Annotated in this window: 19 protein-coding genes; all 19 read left to right on the top strand. The window is 69.9% G+C overall.

The window, feature by feature from the left end; translation table 11 throughout:
• Positions 1-158 precede the first annotated feature (158 nt).
• The 19 genes from rho (at position 159) to ACH4C6_RS01610 (ending at position 20,329) form a co-directional block, all read left to right on the top strand.
• The gene (rho, locus tag ACH4C6_RS01700; protein WP_398106545.1) at positions 159-2,213 is read left to right on the top strand and encodes a transcription termination factor Rho; all 2,055 of its coding nucleotides are present in this window, start codon (positions 159-161) and stop codon (positions 2,211-2,213) included.
• Positions 2,214-2,339: 126 nt separating this feature from the next.
• On the top strand, positions 2,340-4,121 hold the full coding sequence (locus tag ACH4C6_RS01695) for a trypsin-like serine protease (RefSeq protein WP_398107103.1): 1,782 nt from the start codon (positions 2,340-2,342) through the stop codon (positions 4,119-4,121).
• Between the two features lie 205 nt (positions 4,122-4,326).
• Entirely contained in the window at positions 4,327-5,463 is a 1,137-nt protein-coding gene (locus ACH4C6_RS01690) for an LCP family protein (RefSeq protein WP_398106544.1), read from the top strand.
• 172 nt (positions 5,464-5,635) lie between these two features.
• Positions 5,636-5,857, top strand: a complete 222-nt coding sequence (gene rpmE / locus ACH4C6_RS01685; protein ID WP_333933958.1) for a 50S ribosomal protein L31 — start codon at positions 5,636-5,638, stop codon at positions 5,855-5,857.
• A gap of 105 nt (positions 5,858-5,962) precedes the next feature.
• Complete coding sequence (gene prfA / locus ACH4C6_RS01680; RefSeq protein ID WP_398106543.1) at positions 5,963-7,039, top strand: peptide chain release factor 1; 1,077 nt, start codon at positions 5,963-5,965, stop codon at positions 7,037-7,039.
• A gap of 50 nt (positions 7,040-7,089) precedes the next feature.
• Positions 7,090-7,935: a peptide chain release factor N(5)-glutamine methyltransferase gene (gene prmC / locus ACH4C6_RS01675; RefSeq protein WP_398106542.1), complete on the top strand. Its 846-nt coding sequence runs from the start codon at positions 7,090-7,092 to the stop codon at positions 7,933-7,935.
• A 61-nt stretch (positions 7,936-7,996) separates the two neighbouring features.
• Entirely contained in the window at positions 7,997-8,644 is a 648-nt protein-coding gene (locus tag ACH4C6_RS01670; protein WP_369193700.1) for an L-threonylcarbamoyladenylate synthase, read from the top strand.
• On the top strand, positions 8,641-9,321 hold the full coding sequence (locus ACH4C6_RS01665) for a protein-tyrosine-phosphatase (protein WP_398106541.1): 681 nt from the start codon (positions 8,641-8,643) through the stop codon (positions 9,319-9,321). Before ACH4C6_RS01670 ends, ACH4C6_RS01665 begins: the two co-directional genes overlap by 4 nt.
• Positions 9,322-9,514: 193 nt before the next feature.
• On the top strand, positions 9,515-10,753 hold the full coding sequence (gene glyA, locus ACH4C6_RS01660) for a serine hydroxymethyltransferase (RefSeq protein ID WP_398106540.1): 1,239 nt from the start codon (positions 9,515-9,517) through the stop codon (positions 10,751-10,753).
• 128 nt (positions 10,754-10,881) lie between these two features.
• Positions 10,882-12,228 carry an MraY family glycosyltransferase gene (locus ACH4C6_RS01655; RefSeq protein ID WP_398106539.1) on the top strand — a complete coding sequence of 449 codons (1,347 nt, stop codon included), beginning with the start codon at positions 10,882-10,884 and terminating at the stop codon, positions 12,226-12,228.
• Positions 12,229-12,526: 298 nt separating this feature from the next.
• Positions 12,527-12,964 (top strand): hypothetical protein, encoded by a 438-nt coding sequence (locus ACH4C6_RS01650; RefSeq protein ID WP_398106538.1) that lies wholly within the window; start codon positions 12,527-12,529, stop codon positions 12,962-12,964.
• A 273-nt stretch (positions 12,965-13,237) separates the two neighbouring features.
• Positions 13,238-14,008, top strand: coding sequence for a F0F1 ATP synthase subunit A (gene atpB / locus ACH4C6_RS01645; protein ID WP_398107102.1), 771 nt, complete (start codon positions 13,238-13,240; stop codon positions 14,006-14,008).
• 76 nt (positions 14,009-14,084) lie between these two features.
• Positions 14,085-14,318, top strand: a complete 234-nt coding sequence (gene atpE / locus ACH4C6_RS01640; protein WP_143636214.1) for an ATP synthase F0 subunit C — start codon at positions 14,085-14,087, stop codon at positions 14,316-14,318.
• Positions 14,319-14,359: 41 nt separating this feature from the next.
• The gene (locus ACH4C6_RS01635; protein ID WP_398106537.1) at positions 14,360-14,908 is read left to right on the top strand and encodes a F0F1 ATP synthase subunit B; all 549 of its coding nucleotides are present in this window, start codon (positions 14,360-14,362) and stop codon (positions 14,906-14,908) included.
• A complete protein-coding gene (locus ACH4C6_RS01630; RefSeq protein WP_398106536.1) occupies positions 14,905-15,720 on the top strand; it encodes a F0F1 ATP synthase subunit delta in 816 nt (271 codons plus the stop codon). The genes ACH4C6_RS01635 and ACH4C6_RS01630 overlap by 4 nt, the downstream gene beginning before the upstream one ends.
• Before the next feature lie 124 nt (positions 15,721-15,844).
• A complete protein-coding gene (atpA, locus tag ACH4C6_RS01625; protein ID WP_398106535.1) occupies positions 15,845-17,434 on the top strand; it encodes a F0F1 ATP synthase subunit alpha in 1,590 nt (529 codons plus the stop codon).
• 20 nt (positions 17,435-17,454) lie between these two features.
• Positions 17,455-18,369 carry a F0F1 ATP synthase subunit gamma gene (locus tag ACH4C6_RS01620; RefSeq protein WP_398106534.1) on the top strand — a complete coding sequence of 305 codons (915 nt, stop codon included), beginning with the start codon at positions 17,455-17,457 and terminating at the stop codon, positions 18,367-18,369.
• Between the two features lie 3 nt (positions 18,370-18,372).
• Complete coding sequence (gene atpD, locus ACH4C6_RS01615; RefSeq protein ID WP_398106533.1) at positions 18,373-19,821, top strand: F0F1 ATP synthase subunit beta; 1,449 nt, start codon at positions 18,373-18,375, stop codon at positions 19,819-19,821.
• Positions 19,822-19,951: 130 nt separating this feature from the next.
• Complete coding sequence (locus ACH4C6_RS01610) at positions 19,952-20,329, top strand: F0F1 ATP synthase subunit epsilon (RefSeq protein ID WP_102908178.1); 378 nt, start codon at positions 19,952-19,954, stop codon at positions 20,327-20,329.
• Positions 20,330-20,401: the final 72 nt, after the last annotated feature.

Below are 20,401 nucleotides of genomic sequence, written 5' to 3'. Positions count from 1 at the left end.
CTGGGTGCCACGACTCAAGGAAGCGCCATCACCAGATTCCTCCGCCGCTTAGGCGGACCACCGCCCCGGCACGGTTCACACCACACGGACCGAAGCCGGACAGCACAACCGGTCGCCGAGCCAGACAGGCCGACGTCCGCTCCAGGGAAGGACCCTTCGTGAGCGACACCACCGATCTGATGGGCGCACGTGTCGAGGAGACCGCTGCCGCGCCCGCCACGGACGCCTCCGCGCCTGCCACCGGTGCCGGCTCCCGGCGGCGCCGCGGTACCGGCCTCGAGGGCATGGTGCTGGCCGAGCTGCAGCAGGTCGCATCCGGCCTCGGCATCAGGGGCACCGCGCGGATGCGCAAGAGCCAGCTGATCGAGGTCATCAAGGAGGCGCAGGCGTCCGGCGGCGCCGCCCCGGCCGCCAAGGCCGACGCGGGCGACGCGGGTGCCGAGACCAAGCCCAAGCGCCGCGCGACCTCCCGCGCCCGTACGGGCGACAACGCCGACGGCGCCGGCAAGGCCGAGAAGAAGGACGCGAAGGAGGCCCCGAAGGCCCCCGCGGACCAGGCCGACAAGGCCGCGGCCCAGCAGCAGATCGAGATCCCGGGACAGCCCGCCGGCGGCGAGGACGCCCCGGCCGAGCGCCGTCGCCGCCGCGCCACCGCCGATGCCGGAGCTCCCGCCTCCGCTTCCGGGACGGTCGCGGCCGAGGCGAAGAACGACGGCAAGGCCGAGACCCCGGCCCCGCAGCAGTCGCAGAACAACAACGACGCCAAGTCCGACGCCGGTGACGGCGGCGAGGGCCGCCGGCGCGACCGCCGCGACCGGGACCGCGACCGCGGCCGGGACCGCGACCGCGGCCGCGGGGGCAAGGGCGACGACCAGCAGGGCGGCGGCCGTCAGGACCGCGGCCAGCAGCAGAACCAGCAGGGCGGCGGCCGTCAGGACCGCGGCCAGCAGCGGGCCGACGAGGACGGGGACGACTTCGAGGGTGGCCGCCGGGGCCGCCGCGGCCGCTACCGCGACCGCCGGGGCCGTCGCGGCCGCGACGACATCGCGACCGAGCCGCAGATCAACGAGGACGACGTCCTGATCCCGGTCGCGGGCATCCTCGACATCCTCGACAACTACGCGTTCATCCGGACCTCCGGCTACCTGCCCGGCCCGAACGACGTGTACGTCTCCCTCGCCCAGGTCCGCAAGAACGGCCTGCGCAAGGGCGACCACATCACCGGCGCGGTCCGCCAGCCCAAGGAGGGCGAGCGCCGCGAGAAGTTCAACGCGCTGGTCCGCCTGGACTCCGTCAACGGCATGGCGCCCGAACACGGCCGCGGCCGCCCGGAGTTCAACAAGCTCACCCCGCTGTACCCGCAGGACCGCCTCCGCCTGGAGACGGACCCGGGCGTGCTCACCACCCGCATCATCGACCTCGTGTCGCCGATCGGCAAGGGCCAGCGCGGTCTGATCGTGGCCCCGCCGAAGACCGGCAAGACCATGATCATGCAGGCGATCGCCAACGCGATCACGCACAACAACCCCGAGTGCCACCTGATGGTCGTCCTCGTCGACGAGCGTCCGGAAGAGGTCACCGACATGCAGCGGTCGGTCAAGGGCGAGGTCATCTCCTCGACCTTCGACCGCCCGGCCGAGGACCACACCACCGTCGCCGAGCTCGCCATCGAGCGCGCCAAGCGCCTGGTGGAGCTGGGTCACGACGTGGTCGTGCTGCTCGACTCGATCACCCGTCTGGGCCGTGCGTACAACCTCGCCGCCCCGGCCTCCGGCCGCATCCTGTCCGGTGGTGTCGACTCGACGGCGCTGTACCCGCCGAAGCGGTTCTTCGGTGCCGCGCGCAACATCGAGGACGGCGGCTCGCTCACCATCCTCGCCACCGCGCTCGTCGACACCGGCTCCCGCATGGACGAGGTGATCTTCGAGGAGTTCAAGGGCACCGGCAACATGGAGCTCAAGCTCGACCGGAAGCTCGCCGACAAGCGCATCTTCCCGGCGGTGGACGTCGACGCGTCCGGCACCCGCAAGGAGGAGATCCTGCTCGGCAACGAGGAGCTCGCGGTCGTCTGGAAGCTGCGCCGGGTGCTGCACGCGCTCGACCAGCAGCAGGCCATCGAGCTGCTCCTCGACAAGATGAAGCAGACGAAGTCGAACGTCGAGTTCCTGATGCAGATCCAGAAGACGACGCCGACGCCGGGCAACGGCGACTGACGACGGCACTGCGCACAAGGGCCGCTCCCCGCACGGGGGGCGGCCCTTCGTGATGGTCGTGTACACGTTAGGATCACGCTTCCTTCGAACTTGTGATCCCGAGGGGGGACATACGTGGGTACACCCATGTCCGGGGGCGGTCGGCACAGACGCCGGATACGTTTCGCGCTGCCCGTCGCCGCCGCCGGCATCGCGGCCGCCGTGGCCGGCACGCTGCTGACGACGTCCGCGGGCGCCGCCACCTCGCTGCCGCGGCCGACGGTCGAGCCGGCCGTCAGCTCACCGTCGCCGGCCGAGCTGCAGAAGCGGGTCGCCGGCGCCATGGCCGGTGACGACGTCGCCGGCCGGACGGGCAAGACCTCGCTCAGCGCGGGCACCGTCGAGGGCCGCATCGACCCGAAGATCATCGGTGGCAACGAGACCACCATCAGCACGGCCCCGTGGATGGCGCAGCTCCACTACTACGACGACCGGGGCACCTCCAGCACCGGCGACGACCTCGGCTTCTTCTGCGGCGGCGCCGTCGTCGCGCCGACGAAGATCCTCACCGCCGCGCACTGCGTCAAGGGCTACGACTGGAAGAACAACGGCGCCGTCATCACCGGCACCTCCCAGCTGCCCGACGGCGACGACATGCACGGCGGCACCGTCACCGGTGTCTGGCGCCAGTGGAACCACCCCTCCTACAGCGCCACGACCATCGACAACGACATCGCGGTGCTGACCCTGCCCGTCGCGGTCAAGGCCACCCCGATCCGCATGACGACGTCCGGCGACACCACGTCGTACAAGGCCGGCACCAGCGCCAAGGTGTACGGCTGGGGCCGCACCAGCTCCACCAGCGACGACATCTCCGACACCCTGAAGACCGCCACGCTGCCCATCCAGTCCGACACGACCTGCTCCGGCGCGTACGGCAGTGACTTCGTCAAGGGGCACATGGTCTGCGCGGGCAAGCCCGCCACCGGCAGCGACAGCGGGACCACCACCGCCTGCAACGGCGACTCCGGCGGCCCCCTGGTCGTGAACAACCGGATCGTCGGTGTCGTGTCCTGGGGCGTGACCGACTGCGTCGCCCGGGGCGCCTACAGCGTCTTCAGCAAGGTCAGCTCCTACGTCGGCGCCGCCTACCCGCGCCTGGACGACACCAACATCAGCGGTGACCACAAGGCCGACCTGTGGGTGCGCAACGCCTCCACCAGGACCGGCTACTCCAAGGACTCCAAGGGCACGTCGTTCGCCGCCCGCGAGTCCTGGGGCGACTGGAACGGCGTCAACGTCGTCCTGCAGACCGACCTCGACCGCGACGGGTACCAGGACCTGGTCTACCGGCGCAGCAGCGACGGCGACGTCTTCTGGACGCACTTCGTCGTCTCCAGCGGCACCTGGACCACCAAGCAGATCTTCGACAACTGGAAGACCCGCACCCGGATCGTCACCCCCGGTGACGTCACCGGCGACTACCTGCCCGACCTGCTCTCGGTGGACTCCGCCGGCGTGCTGTGGATCTACCCGGGCAAGGGCAACGGCACCTTCGTCACCCGCGTGCAGGTCGGCTCCGGCTGGAACCAGTACAACTCCGTGCGCGGCAAGGGCGACTTCACCGGCGACGGCAAGACCGACCTGATCGCCCGCGCCAAGTCCGGCAGCGCCCTGTACCTGTACAAGGGCACCGGCAAGTCCGGCTCGGGCGCCTTCTCGGCCCGGGTCAAGGTGCGCACGTGGGACGGCTACAACGCCTTCGACGCACCCGGTGACGTGACCGGCGACGGCAAGGCCGACTTCCTGGCCCGCACCCCCGGCGGCACGCTCTACCTGTACGCCGGCACCGGCAAGGCGACCAGCGAGATCTTTGCCACAAGGAAGTCCGTCGGCACCGATTTCGAGCAGTACGACATCTTCGGCTGAAAGCCCAGGTGAGCGGGTACGGCCCGCGACGTACGACCACGCACTGTGCCCACCGCCGCACGCGGTGGGCACAGTGCGTCGTGCAACCCTTTCCCGAGTTTCTCCGTCCTCCCGGGCGGAGCGACGATGGTGCGAGGAGGAGGTTCGTCTCCACGCCTGGCGCTGACCGCAGGGGGTAATGGACCGTAGACGAGCTGAGGAGCACATGTCTGCCGAGAGCACACCGGGCCCGGACATACCGGGTGAGACCGGCACCGAGGGAACGCGCAGCCGTGCCAAGGGGCGGCGCCGCAAGCCCCGCACGCGACACAAGGGGCTGGTGATCGCGGCCTGGACGGCGGCGGGCATCGTCGTCCTGGGCGGCACGGGAGCGGGGTACCTGTACTTCAAGCTCAACGGCAACCTCAAGAGCGTCGACATCGACCAGGCCCTCGGCACCGACCGGCCCGAGAAGGCCGACAACGGCTCCGAGAACATCCTCGTCCTCGGCTCCGACACCCGCGCCGGCGGCAACAGGAAGATCGGCGGCGGCACCGACGACGGCAGCGCCCGCTCCGACACGGCGATGATCGTGCACGTGTACAAGGGCCACCGGAAGGCCAGCGTCGTCTCCGTCCCGCGCGACACCCTCATCGACCGTCCGGCCTGCACCGACACCGAGGGCGGCGAGCACCCCGCCGCGCGCGGCGTGATGTTCAACTCCGCCTACTCCACCGGCGGGGCCGCCTGCGCCGTGAAGACCGTCGAGTCGATCACGGACCTGCGCATGGACCACTACCTGGAGGTCGACTTCGCCGGCTTCCAGAAGCTCGTCGACGACCTCGGCGGGGTCGAGATCACCACCACCGAGGCCATCGACGACCCCGACAGCCACCTGAAGCTCAAGGCCGGCACGCACAGACTCGACGGGGAGCAGGCCCTCGGCCTGGTCCGCACCCGCCACGGCGTCGGCGACGGCTCCGACCTCGGCCGCATCCAGCTCCAGCAGGCGTTCATCAAGGCCCTGGTCCACCAGCTCAAGGACGTCGGCGTCCTCTCCCACCCCAAGAAGCTGCTCGACCTCGCCGAGACCGCGACCAAGACGGTGACGACCGACTCCGACCTCGGCTCGGTCAACCGGCTCGCGTCCTTCGCGAACGGCCTCAAGGGCATCAGCCCCTCCCACCTGCACATGGTCACCATGCCGGTCGCCTACGACCCGGCCGACCCCAACCGCGTGCTGCTGCGGGAGAAGAAGGCCGACGAGATCTGGAAGGCCCTCGCGCACGACGAGCCGATCCCGAGGAGCGCGACCACGGGCAACGCCTCAGGAGAGGCCAAGGGCGTCGTGAGCGCCCCGTAAGGGGCGCGGGGCCCCGCGCGAGCAGCCGCATGCGGCCCGCAGGGAACAAACAACGGCAACCCCCGGTTTTGGGGGATGGCCCCAGTCCTGGCAGACTGGTACGTCGGCCCCGGTTCACGCCCCCGCAGCCCGCGGCGGCGACCCGGCGCCCTCCCGGAACCTAGGAGACACCTTGAAGCGCGACATCCACCCCGCGTACGTCGAGACGCAGGTCAGCTGCACCTGCGGCGCGTCGTTCACCACCCGCAGCACCATCGAGTCCGGCACCATCCGCGCCGATGTCTGCTCCGAGTGCCACCCGTTCTACACGGGCAAGCAGAAGATCCTCGACACCGGTGGCCGCGTGGCCCGCTTCGAGGCCCGCTTCGGCAAGGCCGCCGGCTCCAAGAAGTAGCGAGCCCCGATTCGCCGGTCCGCGGACGCGCCCCCTCACCGGGCGCTCCGGGACCGGCGTTTTTGGTCGCCCGCCCTTCACCCCCGTCCCGCACAGGAGCCCAAGATGTTCGAGGCCGTCGAGGAACTCGTCGCCGAGCACGCCGACCTGGAGAAGAAGCTCGCCGACCCGTCGGTCCACTCCGACCAGGCCAACGCGCGCAAGCTGAACAAGCGTTACGCCGAGCTCACCCCCATCGTCGCCACCTACCGCTCCTGGACGCAGACGGGCGACGACATCGAGACCGCGCGTGAACTGGCCGCCGACGACCCCGACTTCGCGGCCGAGGTGAAGGACCTGGAGCGGCAGCGCGAGGAGCTCACGGAGAAGCTGCGCCTGCTGCTCGTCCCGCGCGACCCCAGCGACGACAAGGACGTCATCCTGGAGATCAAGGCGGGCGCGGGCGGCGACGAGTCGGCCCTGTTCGCCGGCGACCTGCTGCGGATGTACCTGCGCTACGCCGAGCGCGTCGGCTGGAAGACCGAGATCATCGACGCCACCGAGTCCGAGCTCGGCGGCTACAAGGACGTCCAGGTCGCCGTGAAGACCAAGGGCGGCCAGGGCGCCACCGAGCCCGGGCAGGGCGTGTGGGCGCGGCTGAAGTACGAGGGCGGTGTGCACCGCGTGCAGCGCGTGCCCGCCACCGAGTCCCAGGGCCGGATCCACACCTCCGCGGCCGGCGTCCTCGTGACGCCCGAGGCCGAGGAGATCGACGTCGAGATCAACCCCAACGACCTGCGCATCGACGTGTACCGCTCCTCCGGCCCCGGCGGGCAGTCCGTCAACACCACCGACTCCGCCGTGCGCATCACGCACCTGCCCACCGGAGTCGTCGCCTCCTGCCAGAACGAGAAGAGCCAGCTGCAGAACAAGGAGCAGGCCCTGCGTATCCTGCGCTCCAGGCTCCTCGCCGCCGCGCAGGAGGAGGCGGAGAAGAACGCCGCCGACGCCCGCCGCAGCCAGGTCCGCACCGTGGACCGCTCCGAGAAGATCCGGACGTACAACTACCCGGAGAACCGCATCTCGGACCACCGCGTCGGCTTCAAGGCGTACAACCTGGACCAGGTCCTGGACGGCGACCTCGACGCGGTGATCCAGGCCTGTGTCGACGCCGACTCGGCGGCGAAGCTGGCGGCCGCGTAAGACGACGTGCGCGCGCGCCCGAGCACGTACGAGCACTACGGAGGACTTGCGTGAACCTGCTGCTCGCGGAGGTGGCCCAGGCCACCCAGCGGCTCGCCGACGCCGGCGTGCCCTCGCCGCGCACCGACGCGGAGGAGCTCGCCGCGTTCGTGCACGGCGTCAAGCGCGGCGAGCTGCACTCCGTCAAGGACTCCGACTTCGACGCCCGGTACTGGGAGGTCATCGCCCGCCGCGAGGCCCGCGAGCCCCTCCAGCACATCACCGGGCGCGCCTACTTCCGCTACCTGGAACTCCAGGTCGGGCCCGGGGTGTTCGTGCCGCGGCCCGAGACGGAGTCGGTGGTCGGCTGGGCCATAGACGCCGTGCGCGCCATGGACGTCGTCGAGCCGTGCATCGTCGACCTGTGCACCGGCTCCGGCGCGATCGCGCTCGCCCTCGCCCAGGAGGTCCCGCGCTCGCGCGTGCACGCCGTCGAGCTGTCCGAGGACGCCCTGCAGTGGACGCGCAAGAACGTCGAGGGGTCCAGGGTCGACCTGCGCCAGGGCAACGCCCTGACGGCCTTCCCGGACCTCGACGGCCAGGTCGACCTGGTCGTCTCCAACCCGCCGTACATCCCGCTCACCGAGTGGGAGTACGTCGCCCCCGAGGCGCGCGACTACGACCCCGACATGTCCCTGTTCTCCGGCGAGGACGGCCTGGACCTGATCCGGGGCCTGGAGCGCACCGCGCACCGGCTGCTGCGCCCCGGCGGCGTCGTCGTCGTGGAGCACGCCGACACCCAGGGCGGCCAGGTGCCGTGGATCTTCGCCGAGGACCGCGGCTGGACCGACGCCGCCGACCACCCGGACCTGAACAACCGTCCGCGCTTCGCCACGGCCCGCAAGGCACTGCCGTGAGCCCGGCGCGTTCCCCGCGAACTTCGACCCAGCAGTACGTGTACGAGGAGGCCAGCTGAAGATGGCACGGCGATACGACACCAACGACGCGACCGACCGTGTGACCGGTCTGCGCGAGGCAGCGTCCGCCGTCCGCCGAGGCGAGCTCGTGGTGCTGCCGACGGACACCGTGTACGGCATCGGCGCGGACGCGTTCTCCGCGGAGGCGGTCGCCGACCTGCTGGACGCCAAGGGCCGGGGCCGCAACATGCCCACGCCCGTCCTCATCGGCTCCCCGAACACGCTGCACGGCCTCGTCACGGACTTCTCCGAGCTGGCCTGGGAGCTGGTCGACGCCTTCTGGCCGGGCGCCCTGACGCTCGTCGCCCGGCACCAGCCGTCCCTCCAGTGGGACCTCGGGGACACCCGGGGCACGGTCGCCGTGCGCATGCCGCTGCACCCGGTCGCCATCGAGCTGCTCACCGAGGTCGGCCCCATGGCCGTGTCGTCGGCGAACCTCACGGGCCACCCGGCGCCGGAGGACTGCGACGCCGCGCAGCAGATGCTCGGCGACTCCGTCTCCGTCTACCTCGACGGCGGCCCCACCCCGGGCAACGTGCCGTCGTCCATCGTCGACGTCACCCGCGAGGTCCCGCTGCTGCTGCGGGCCGGCGCCCTCTCGGCGGACGAGCTGCGCAAGGTCGTACCCGACCTCGAGGTGGCGAATTGACGTCCCCCGGAACGGGGCGCGGCATAGGCAACGGGGAAGGCGCGGCGGAGATCACGACGACCTTCGTGGGACTTCCGCGCGACAGCTTCCGCATCCTCCACGTCAGCACCGGCAACGTGTGCCGCTCACCCATCACCGAGCGGCTGACCCGCCACTTCGTCAAGGAGCGGCTGGGCGTGCTCGGCGGCGGCCTCATCGTGGAGAGCGCGGGCACCTGGGGTCACGAGGGCGCGCCCATGGAGGCCCACGCGGAGACCGTCCTCGCCGACTTCGGCGCGGACGCCTCCGGCTTCACCGGGCGCGAGCTCCTCGACGAGCACGTGATCCGCGCGGACCTGGTGCTGACCGCCACCCGCGACCACCGCGCCCAGGTCATCTCCATGGGCCACTCGGCGGGCCTGCGCACCTTCACGCTCAAGGAGTTCACCCGCCTGGTGAAGGCCATCGACCCGGTGACCCTGCCCCCGCTGGAGGAGGGCGTGGTCACCCGCGCGCGTGCCCTGGTGCGCGCCGCGGCCGCGCTGCGCGGCTGGCTCCTGGCCCCGGACGCCGAGGCGGACGAGGTCTACGACCCGTACGGGGCGCCGCTGACGTTCTTCCGCTCCATCGGCGACGAGATACACCAGGCGCTCGACCCGGTCGTCACGGCCCTCACCGGCGTTCCCGCACGGACGTAGCGGCCGAGCGCCCCGGGGGCCCCGGGCCTACATTGGACGTACGTCACCCCGGCGCGTGAGCCGACGGGGCGCGTCGGTCCCGAGAGGCCGAACGCGCGGAGGCCCGAGGGCTGAGCACCATCGGCCTCTCGGGACCGACTCAGGCGCCCCGGAGGCGAACCGCCCAGAAAAGCGACGCCGCCCGGAGCCCACCATGACGGTCACCCCTGCCATCGAGGCCGACGTCCTGCACCGCCAGGACCCGGAGCTCGCCGACCTCCTGCTCGCCGAACGGGAGCGGCAGGCGACCACGCTCCAGCTGATCGCCGCGGAGAACTTCAGCTCACCCGCCGTGCTGGCCGCGCTCGGCTCACCCCTGGCCAACAAGTACGCCGAGGGCTACCCGGGCGCGCGCCACCACGGCGGCTGCGAGATCGTCGATGCCGCCGAACGCCTCGCCGTCGACCGGGCCAGGGCCCTGTTCGGCGCCGATCACGCCAACGTCCAGCCCCATTCGGGCTCTTCGGCCGTCCTGGCCGCCTACGCGGCCCTGCTGCGCCCCGGGGACACCGTCCTGGCGCTGGGCCTGCCGCACGGCGGCCACCTCACGCACGGGTCGCCCGCCAACTTCTCCGGCCGCTGGTTCGACTTCGTCGGCTACGGGCTGGAGGCCGACTCGGGGCTCGTCGACCACGAGCAGGTGCGCGCCCTGGCCCGCGCGCGCCGGCCCAAGGCGATCGTGTGCGGCTCCATCGCCTACCCCCGCCACCTGGACCACGCCTTCTTCCGCGAGGTCGCCGACGAGGTGGGCGCCTACCTCATCGCGGACGCCGCGCACCCGCTGGGGCTGGTGGCCGGGGGAGCGGCGCCGAACCCGGTGCCGTACGCGGACGTCGTGTGCGGCACCACGCACAAGGTGTTGCGCGGCCCGCGCGGCGGGCTGATCCTGTGCCGGGCCGAGCTGGCCGAGCGGGTCGACCGGGCCGTGTTCCCCTTCACCCAGGGCGGCGCCCAGATGCACACCGTCGCCGCCAAGGCCGTCGCCTTCGGGGAGGCGGCAACACCGGCGTTCTCCGCGTACGCCCATCAGGTGGTGGCGAACGCGCGCGTTCTCGCGGCGCGGCTGGCCGCCGAGGGCCTGGTGGTCACCACCGGCGGCACGGACACCCACCTCATCACCGCCGACCCGGCCCCGCTCGGCGTCGACGGCCGCACCGCCCGGGGCCGGCTGGCCGCGGCCGGGCTGGTCCTGGACTGCTGCGCGCTGCCGCACGGCGACGCCCGGGGACTGCGTCTGGGCACCGCCGCCGTCACCACCCAGGGCATGGGGGAGGCGGAGATGACGCGGATCGCGCAGCTGCTCGCGCGGGTGCTCCGGAACGTGACGGATCCCTCGACGGCTCGTGAAGAAGTGCGGGAGCTGACCGGTGGATTCCCGCCGTACCCCCGCTGAGCGGGGCGGGCGCGCCCGGGTGCGCGGCTGATCGTGCAACCATCGTCGCTACCCGGAAGTCCCCACTCATATGCGCGCATCGCTAGGGTGTGAGGCTGAGATGGCCAGCGAGACCTGTGGGGAAGCCCGTGCGTGAATACCTGCTGACGCTCTGCATCACGGCCGCGGTGACGTATCTGCTCACAGGGCCGGTGCGGAAGTTCGCGATCGTGGCGGGTGCGATGCCGGAGATCCGGGCCCGCGACGTGCACCGGGAACCCACTCCGCGGCTCGGCGGGATCGCGATGTTCTTCGGCCTGTGCGCGGGCCTGCTGGTCGCCGACCACCTCACCAACCTCAACCAGGTCTTCGAGACGTCGAACGAACCGAGAGCCCTGCTGTCCGGAGCGGCGCTGATCTGGCTGATCGGCGTCCTGGACGACAAGTTCGAGATCGACGCCCTCATCAAGCTGGGCGGTCAGATGATCGCCGCGGGCGTGATGGTCGTGCAGGGTCTGACGATCCTGTGGCTGCCCGTCCCGGGCGTCGGCTCGGTCGCGCTCACGCAGTGGCAGGGCACGCTGCTCACCGTCGCGCTGGTCGTCATCACGATCAACGCGGTCAACTTCGTGGACGGCCTCGACGGTCTCGCGGCCGGCATGGTCTGCATCGCGGCCACGGCGTTCTTCCTGTACGCCTACCGCATCTGGTTCTCCTACGGCATCGAGGCCGCCGCCCCGGCCACGCTGTTCTCGGCGATCCTGATGGGCATGTGCCTGGGCTTCCTGCCGCACAACATGCACCCGGCGCGGATCTTCATGGGCGACTCGGGCTCCATGCTGATCGGGCTGGTCCTGGCCGCCGGCGCGATCTCCATCACGGGGCAGGTCGACCCGGACGCGCTGAACCTGTACGCGGGATCCGAGAAGGAGGCCGTGCACCAGACGGTCCCCGTCTACATCCCGCTGCTGCTGCCCCTGACGATCATCGCGGTGCCGGCCGCCGACCTGATCCTGGCGATCGTGCGCCGCACCTGGCGCGGGCAGTCGCCGTTCGCCGCCGACCGGGGCCATCTGCACCACCGGCTGCTGGAGATCGGGCACTCGCACAGCCGCGCGGTGCTGATCATGTACTTCTGGTCGGCGCTGATCGCCTTCGGCGCGCTGGCCTACTCGGTCAACTCGGCGTCCATGTGGATCGTGCTGGGCGTGGTCTTCCTCAGCGCGATCGGACTGATCCTGCTGCTGCTGCCGCGCTTCACGCCGCGTGCGCCGCGCTGGATGGAGCGGTTCGTGCCGCCGCGCTACCGGCGTCGTGGGGCGGTGTCGGAGGTCGCGCCGGGTGCCTCGTCCCCGGAGCCGCCCACGGACGAACCGGCCCCCGCCGACCCGGACCACCGCACCCCGGTGGCCTCGGGGGTGTCGGGCGCCAACGGGGCCACGGCCATCGGCGCACGTTCGCGCATGGCCGACCGGGGCAGGGCTGGGACAAGGTAAGAATCTGACGAGAGCATTGCCAAGTCGTGGGGTGGCGATGGGGGTGCAAAGCGTCCCAATACCAGACAAGTGGATGCTGTTCCCGCTCAGACGCGCGTGTTCACTCTCATGTGTGACTGTACGCACACTCCCAGGTAAAGACTGCATCAAATAGTTTGTGATACGGTTCACGAGAACCCCCCGGATAGAGCCGAAGGACCGCAGTGCGACGGTCCACCGGCGTGAGGTCTCCACTCAGCCCGGGACTACGCTCGTCCATGACGACACCCCTGCCCCCTGCGAAAGCGGAGTTGCCGCCATGCCGTCCAATGACGCCCGGATCCTGGCCCAGGCCGCCGTACCCACGGCTGCCGTCGGTGCTGTCGCCGCCGTCATCAGTGGTGTGGTCGCCGGCGGCAAGGGGGCGATCGGGGCGGTCGTCGCCACCTTCGTGGTGATCCTCTTCATGGGGATCGGTCTCTACGTCCTGCAGCGCACCGCCAAATCGCTTCCGCATCTTTTCCAGGCGATGGGCCTGATGCTCTACGCGGCGCAGATCCTGCTGCTGTTCGTCTTCATGGCCGCCTTCAAGAACACGACGCTGTTCAATCCGAAGGCCTTCGCCCTCACGCTGGTTGTCGGCACCCTCGCATGGATCGCCGCTCAGACGCGTGCTCACATGAAGGCCAAGATCCTTTACGTGGAGCCCGATTCGACGACGGGCGAGAAGCCCGAAAAGTCGGAGCACTCCGCGTGAGGGATAGGGCCGGGATAAAGAGGCATGAGATCTCCTGCTATCGTCCGGTGCCAACTGCGGCATCGCGGGCGCGGGCATCCGAGCTGACGCCTGCTCCATCGCGAGGCGAGATGCCCCACTGCCGCCCCCACATCCGTAACACCAGTCCCGTGCCGAACCGCGGCCGCGCGCCGCGCCGACACAACGAGGTTGCCGTACCCATGCGTCACGCCGAAGGAGCCCGTGGTGAGTGCTGACCAGACCCAGCTCGCCTTTGACTGGAGCTGTCGGATCATGTCCGACAACGGGTGTGGTTTTCCGGCTCCGGGCCTGCACTCGTTCCTCTTCAAGCCGATTGCAACGGTCGGGGGGTTCGAGTTCAACAAGGTGATGCTGCTTGCCCTCATCACCACGCTTCTGGTCGTCACCTTCTTCACGCTCGCCTTCGGCAAAGCGAAGGTGGTGCCGGGCAAGCTGCAGATGGTCGGTGAGGCCGGCTACGACTTCGTCCGCCGCGGCATCGTCTACGAGACCCTCGGCAAGAAGGAGGGCGAGAAGTACGTCCCCCTGATGGTCTCGCTGTTCTTCTTCATCTGGATCATGAACATCTGGTCCGTGATCCCGCTGGCGCAGTTCCCGGTGTCGTCGATCATCGCGTACCCGGCCGTCCTGGCCGCCGTGGTCTACGTGACGTGGGTCTCGGTGACCTTCAAGCGGCACGGCTTCGTCGGCTTCTTCAAGAACGTCACCGGCTACGACAAGACGCTCGGCCCGGTACTGCCGCTCGTGATGGTCATCGAGTTCTTCTCGAACCTGATCGTCCGCCCCTTCACGCACGCGGTCCGGCTGTTCGCGAACATGTTCGCCGGGCACCTGATGCTCGTCATGTTCACCGTCGCCTCCTGGTACCTGCTCAACAGCTGGATGATCCCGGCGGCCGGCGTCTCCTTCGTCATGACCATGGTCATGATCCTTTTCGAGCTCTTCGTGCAGGCCGTCCAGGCGTACGTCTTCGTGCTCCTCGCCTGCTCCTACATCCAGGGCGCTCTCGCCGAGCACCACTGAGCGACCCGCCCTCCCAGACCCATGAACGTCCGGTGGCCAACCCCCGCCGGTCCATGAAAGAGAAGGAAGAATCAGCATGGCTGCCCTTGAGACCCTCGCCGCCGTCGAAGGCAACATCGGTTCCATCGGCTACGGCCTTGCCGCCATCGGCCCCGGCGTCGGTGTCGGCATCATCTTCGGCAACGGCACGCAGGCGCTCGCCCGCCAGCCCGAGGCCGCTGGCCTGATCCGTGCCAACCAGATCCTTGGCTTCGCCTTCTGTGAGGCGCTCGCCCTCATCGGCATTGTCATGCCGTTCGTCTACAACTGACGAACGCTGACGAGCCGAACCTTTCGACGAAAGGCACTGATGTGATCGCCAACCTGGTGCAGCTGGCGGCCGAGGAAGAGCAGAACCCGCTCATTCCTCCGGGCCCCGAGCTGCTCGTCGGCACCATCGCCTTCGCCATCGTGTTCTTCTTCTTCTGGAAGAAGCTGCTTCCGAACATCAACAAGGTTCTGGAGGAGCGCCGCGCGGCGATCGAAGGCGGTATCGAAGAGGCCGAGACCATGAAGGTCGAGGCCCAGAGCGTCCTTGAGCAGTACAAGGCACAGCTCGCCGAGGCCCGGCACGAGGCCGCGCGTCTGCGCCAGGAGGCGCAGGAGCAGGGCGCCACGCTCATCGCCGAGATGCGCGCGGAAGGCCAGCGGCAGCGCGAGGAGATCGTCGCCGCCGGTCACGCCCAGATCGAGGCCGACCGCAAGGCCGCCGCGTCCGCGCTGCGCCAGGACGTCGGCAAGCTCGCCACCGACCTGGCCGGCAAGCTCGTCGGCGAGTCCCTCGAGGACCACGCCCGGCAGAGCCGCGTGATCGACCGGTTCCTCGACGACCTCGAGGAGAAGGCCGAGGCCGGGCGATGAACGGAGCGAGCCGCGAGGCCCTGGCAGCCGCACGAGAGCGTCTCGACGCGCTGACGGACTCCACGTCCGCCGACGCGGCGCGGCTCGCCGACGAGCTGGCCGCCGTCACCGCGCTGCTCGACCGCGAGGTGTCGCTGCGTCGGGTCCTGACCGACCCGGCGCAGGCCGGTCAGGCCAAGGCCGAGCTGGCCCAGCGCCTGCTCGGCACGCAGGTCAGCGGCCCCGCCGCCGACCTGGTCGCGGGCATGGTGCGCTCCCGCTGGTCGCGTTCGCGCGACCTGGTGGACGCGCTGGAGGAGCTGGCCGACACGGCCGACCTCACCGCCGCCCAGCAGGCCGGCAAGCTCGACGACGTCGAGGACGAGCTGTTCCGGTTCGGCCGGATCGTCTCCGGCAGCACCGAGCTGCGTGCCGCGCTGACCGACCGCAAGGCCACCACCTCGGCCAAGAGCGGGCTGCTGCGCGGCCTCCTCGGCGGCCGGGCGCAGTCGGCCACCGAGCGTCTGGTGACGCGCCTTGTGACCGCGCCGCGTGGACGTAGCCTGGAGTCGGGACTCGAGTCCCTGTCCAAGCTCGCCGCCGAACGCCGGGACCGCATGGTCGCCATCGTGACCTCGGCGGTTCCGCTGAGCGACCTGCAGAAGCAGCGCCTGGGCGCCGCCCTCGCGAAGCTCTACGGCCGCCAGATGCACCTCAACCTGGACGTGGACCCCGAGGTCCTCGGTGGGATCAGGGTGCAGGTCGGCGACGAGGTGATCAACGGCTCCCTCGCGGACCGCATCGAGGACGCCAGCCGCCGGCTCGCCGGCTGAGCAGCAACTCAATAGGCACAACGTACTTACGACGGCCCTGGTTGGGCCGTGCAGAAGAATCCTGGGGGTCACCCCCAGACCCCCTAAGAAACTTCGGGCCCAACAAGGAGAGCAGGGAACCCAGATGGCGGAGCTCACGATCCGGCCGGAGGAGATCCGGGACGCGCTGGAGAACTTCGTCCAGGCGTACAAGCCGGACGCGGCCTCGCGCGAGGAGGTCGGTACGGTCACCTTTGCCGGCGACGGCATCGCGAAGGTGGAGGGCCTGCCCTCGACCATGGCCAACGAGCTGCTGAAGTTCGAGGACGGCACCCTCGGCCTCGCCCTCAACCTCGAGGAGCGCGAGATCGGTGCCATCGTCCTCGGTGAGTTCAGCGGCATCGAGGAGGGTCAGCCGGTCTCCCGCACCGGTGAGGTTCTCTCCGTCGCAGTGGGCGAGGGCTACCTCGGCCGCGTGGTCGACCCCCTCGGCAACCCGATCGACGGCCTCGGCGAGATCGAGTCCGAAGGCCGCCGCGCCCTCGAGCTGCAGGCCCCCACGGTCATGCAGCGCAAGTCGGTGCACGAGCCGATGGAGACGGGCTACAAGGCCGTCGACGCGATGACCCCCGTCGGCCGCGGTCAGCGTCAGCTGATCATCGGTGACCGCCAGACCGGCAAGACCGCCCTGGCTGTCGACACCATCATCAACCAGCGTGACAACTGGCGTACCGGCGACCCGAACAAGCAGGTCCGCTGCATCTACGTCGCCATCGGCCAGAAGGGCTCCACCATCGCCGGCGTGCGCGGCGCTCTGGAGGAGGCCGGCGCGCTGGAGTACACGACCATCGTCGCCGCCCCGGCGTCCGACCCGGCCGGCTTCAAGTACCTGGCGCCGTACACCGGTTCGGCCATCGGTCAGCACTGGATGTACCAGGGCAAGCACGTCCTGATCATCTTCGACGACCTGTCGAAGCAGGCCGACGCCTACCGCGCCGTGTCGCTGCTGCTGCGCCGCCCGCCGGGCCGTGAGGCCTACCCGGGTGACGTCTTCTACCTGCACTCCCGCCTGCTGGAGCGCTGCGCCAAGCTCTCCGACGAGATGGGCGCGGGTTCGATGACCGGTCTGCCGATCGTCGAGACCAAGGCCAACGACGTCTCGGCGTTCATCCCGACCAACGTCATCTCCATCACCGACGGCCAGTGCTTCCTGGAGTCGGACCTGTTCAACGCCGGTCAGCGCCCCGCGCTGAACGTCGGTATCTCCGTCTCCCGAGTCGGTGGTTCCGCGCAGCACAAGGCGATGAAGCAGGTCTCCGGCCGTCTGCGCGTGGACCTCGCCCAGTTCCGTGAGCTGGAGGCGTTCGCCGCCTTCGGTTCCGACCTGGACGCCGCGTCGAAGGCGCAGCTGGAGCGCGGTCAGCGCATGGTCGAGCTGCTGAAGCAGCCGCAGTACCAGCCGATGGCCACCGAGGACCAGGTCGTCTCCGTCTGGGCCGGCACCACCGGCAAGATGGACGACGTCCCCGTCGCCGACATCCGCCGCTTCGAGTCGGAGCTCCTGGACTACCTGCACCGCAAGGAGCAGGGTCTGATGACCTCCATCCGCGAGGGCGGCAAGATGTCCGACGACACCCTGCAGGCCGTGGCGGACGCCATCGCGGAGTTCAAGAAGCAGTTCGAGACCTCCGACGGCAAGCTGCTCGGCGAGGACGCCCCGGCTGCCGGCAAGTGACGACGGAAGGGACCTGACTCATGGGAGCCCAGCTCCGGGTCTACAAGCGTCGCATCCGATCCGTCTCCGCGACCAAGAAGATCACCAAGGCGATGGAGATGATCGCCGCCTCGCGCGTCGTCAAGGCGCAGCGCAAGGTGGCGGCCTCCACCCCGTACGCGACCGAGCTCACCCGCGCGGTCACGGCGGTCGCCACCGGCTCTAACACCAAGCACCCGCTGACGACGGAGGCCGAGAACCCGACCCGTGCCGCGGTCCTGCTCCTCACGAGCGACCGCGGTCTGGCCGGCGCCTTCAACGCCAACGCCATCAAGGCGGCGGAGAGGCTCACGGCGAAGCTGGAGGCCGAGGGCAAGGAGGTCGTCAACTTCATCGTCGGCCGCCGTGGTGTCGCCCACTACAACTTCCGCGAGCGCAAGATCGCGGAGTCGTTCACGGGCTTCACCGACGACCCCTCGTACACGGACGCCAAGAAGGTCGCGGCCCCGCTGATCGAGGCCATCGAGACGGAGACGGCCGAGGGCGGGGTGGACGAGCTCCACATCGTCTACACCGAGTTCGTGTCGATGATGACGCAGACGGCGATCGAGGCGCGGCTCCTGCCGCTCAGCCTCGACGAGGTGGCGGCGGAGGCCAAGCCCAAGGGCGAGATCCTCCCGCTGTTCGACTTCGAGCCCTCGGCGGAGGACGTCCTGGACGCCCTGCTGCCGCGCTACGTGGAGAGCCGTATCTACAACGCGCTGCTCCAGTCGGCCGCCTCCAAGCACGCCGCCACGCGGCGCGCGATGAAGTCGGCCACCGACAACGCCGGAGAGCTCATCGAGACGCTCACCCGGCTTGCCAACCAGGCCCGCCAGGCCGAAATCACCCAGGAAATCAGCGAGATCGTCGGTGGCGCCAGTGCCCTGGCCGACGCGACCGCGGGGAGTGACTGACAAATGACCACCACTGTTGAGCCGACCGCTCCTGCTGGCGTGGCCACTGGCCGCGTCGCGCGGGTCATCGGCCCGGTCGTCGACGTGGAGTTCCCCGTCGACGCGATGCCGGAGATCTACAACGCCCTGCACGTCGAGGTCGCCGACCCGGCGCTCGAGGGCGCGAAGAAGACGCTGACCCTGGAGGTCGCGCAGCACCTGGGCGACGGCCTGGTCCGCGCGATCTCGATGCAGCCGACCGACGGCCTGGTCCGCCAGGCCCCGGTGACCGACACCGGCGAGGGCATCACCGTCCCCGTCGGCGACTTCACCAAGGGCAAGGTGTTCAACACCCTCGGCGAGGTACTGAACACCGACGAGGTCCACACGGGCGAGCGCTGGTCCATCCACCGCAAGGCCCCCGCGTTCGACCAGCTCGAGTCGAAGACCGAGATGTTCGAGACGGGCCTGAAGGTCGTCGACCTGCTGACCCCGTACGTCAAGGGCGGCAAGATCGGTCTGTTCGGTGGTGCCGGTGTCGGCAAGACCGTGCTGATCCAGGAAATGATCATGCGTGTCGCCAACCTCCACGAGGGCGTCTCCGTCTTCGCGGGCGTCGGCGAGCGCACCCGTGAGGGCAACGACCTCATCGCGGAGATGGAAGAGTCCGGCGTTCTGGACAAGACCGCCCTGGTCTTCGGCCAGATGGACGAGCCCCCGGGCACCCGTCTGCGCGTGGCCCTGGCCGGCCTGACGATGGCGGAGTACTTCCGTGACGTCCAGAAGCAGGACGTGCTGTTCTTCATCGACAACATCTTCCGCTTCACCCAGGCCGGTTCCGAGGTGTCGACCCTGCTCGGCCGTATGCCCTCCGCGGTGGGCTACCAGCCGAACCTGGCCGACGAGATGGGCACCCTCCAGGAGCGCATCACCTCGACCCGTGGTCACTCGATCACCTCGATGCAGGCGATCTACGTCCCCGCGGACGACCTGACCGACCCGGCCCCGGCCACCACCTTCGCCCACCTCGACGCGACGACGGTTCTGTCCCGTCCGATCTCCGAGAAGGGCATCTACCCGGCCGTGGACCCGCTGGACTCGACGTCCCGCATCCTCGACCCGCGGTACATCTCGGCGGACCACTACAACGCCGCGATGCGCGTAAAGAACATCCTGCAGAAGTACAAGGACCTGCAGGACATCATCGCGATCCTCGGTATCGACGAGCTCGGCGAGGAGGACAAGCTCGTCGTCCACCGTGCCCGTCGCGTGGAGCGCTTCCTGTCCCAGAACACCCACGCCGCCAAGCAGTTCACCGGCGTGGACGGTTCGGACGTGCCGCTGGACGAGTCGATCGCCGCCTTCAACGCGATCTGCGACGGCGAGTACGACCACTTCCCGGAGCAGGCGTTCTTCATGTGCGGTGGTCTCGAGGACCTGAAGAAGAACGCGAAGGAGCTCGGCGTCTCCTGAGCCTCGTGCTCGACGTGAGCCGCGTGCTCACACCGGAGGGGGCGGGGTTCGTCCCGCCCCCTCCGTCACGCCTACTAGACTTGTAACCAACACCCGGCACTCCCGCCGGGTGGTGACCCGAGGAGCCACCTTGGCTGCTGAGCTGCACGTCGCGCTGGTCGCGGCCGACCGTGAGGTCTGGTCCGGCCAGGCCACCCTGGTCGTCGCGCGCACCACGTCCGGCGACATCGGCGTCATGCCCGGTCACCAGCCGCTGCTCGGTGTGCTGGAGTCGGGCCCGGTGACCATCCGCACGAGCGAGGGCGGGACGGTCGTCGCCGCGGTGCACGGCGGATTCATCTCGTTCGCGGACGACAAGCTCTCCCTGCTGGCCGAAGTCGCCGAGCTGTCGGACGAGATCGACGTCCAGCGTGCCGAGCAGGAGCTGGAGCGCGCGAAGGCGGAGGACGACGCGGAGGCCCGGCGCCGCGCGGACGTCCGGCTGCGGGCTGCGACGGCGGCGCGCTGACCCCGCTCGCCGTGTACTGACGTCACTCAGCCGCGGCTGGGTACCGGAGAGATCCGGACCCGGCCGCGGCTG

This window comes from Streptomyces sp. NPDC017943, from assembly GCF_044328425.1.
GTDB lineage: Bacteria > Actinomycetota > Actinomycetes > Streptomycetales > Streptomycetaceae > Streptomyces > Streptomyces djakartensis_A.
This window is presented reverse-complemented; position numbering and strand designations above follow the sequence as displayed.

Coding starts and splice junctions, on each gene's coding strand:
- ACH4C6_RS01695 (WP_398107103.1), top strand. CDS start 2,340: ATGTCCGGGGGCGGTCGGCACAGACGCCGGATACGTTTCGCGCTGCCC.
- ACH4C6_RS01690 (WP_398106544.1), top strand. CDS start 4,327: ATGTCTGCCGAGAGCACACCGGGCCCGGACATACCGGGTGAGACCGGC.
- prfA (WP_398106543.1), top strand. CDS start 5,963: ATGTTCGAGGCCGTCGAGGAACTCGTCGCCGAGCACGCCGACCTGGAG.
- ACH4C6_RS01670 (WP_369193700.1), top strand. CDS start 7,997: ATGGCACGGCGATACGACACCAACGACGCGACCGACCGTGTGACCGGT.
- glyA (WP_398106540.1), top strand. CDS start 9,515: ATGACGGTCACCCCTGCCATCGAGGCCGACGTCCTGCACCGCCAGGAC.
- ACH4C6_RS01650 (WP_398106538.1), top strand. CDS start 12,527: ATGCCGTCCAATGACGCCCGGATCCTGGCCCAGGCCGCCGTACCCACG.
- atpB (WP_398107102.1), top strand. CDS start 13,238: ATGTCCGACAACGGGTGTGGTTTTCCGGCTCCGGGCCTGCACTCGTTC.
- atpE (WP_143636214.1), top strand. CDS start 14,085: ATGGCTGCCCTTGAGACCCTCGCCGCCGTCGAAGGCAACATCGGTTCC.
- ACH4C6_RS01630 (WP_398106536.1), top strand. CDS start 14,905: ATGAACGGAGCGAGCCGCGAGGCCCTGGCAGCCGCACGAGAGCGTCTC.
- atpA (WP_398106535.1), top strand. CDS start 15,845: ATGGCGGAGCTCACGATCCGGCCGGAGGAGATCCGGGACGCGCTGGAG.
- ACH4C6_RS01620 (WP_398106534.1), top strand. CDS start 17,455: ATGGGAGCCCAGCTCCGGGTCTACAAGCGTCGCATCCGATCCGTCTCC.
- atpD (WP_398106533.1), top strand. CDS start 18,373: ATGACCACCACTGTTGAGCCGACCGCTCCTGCTGGCGTGGCCACTGGC.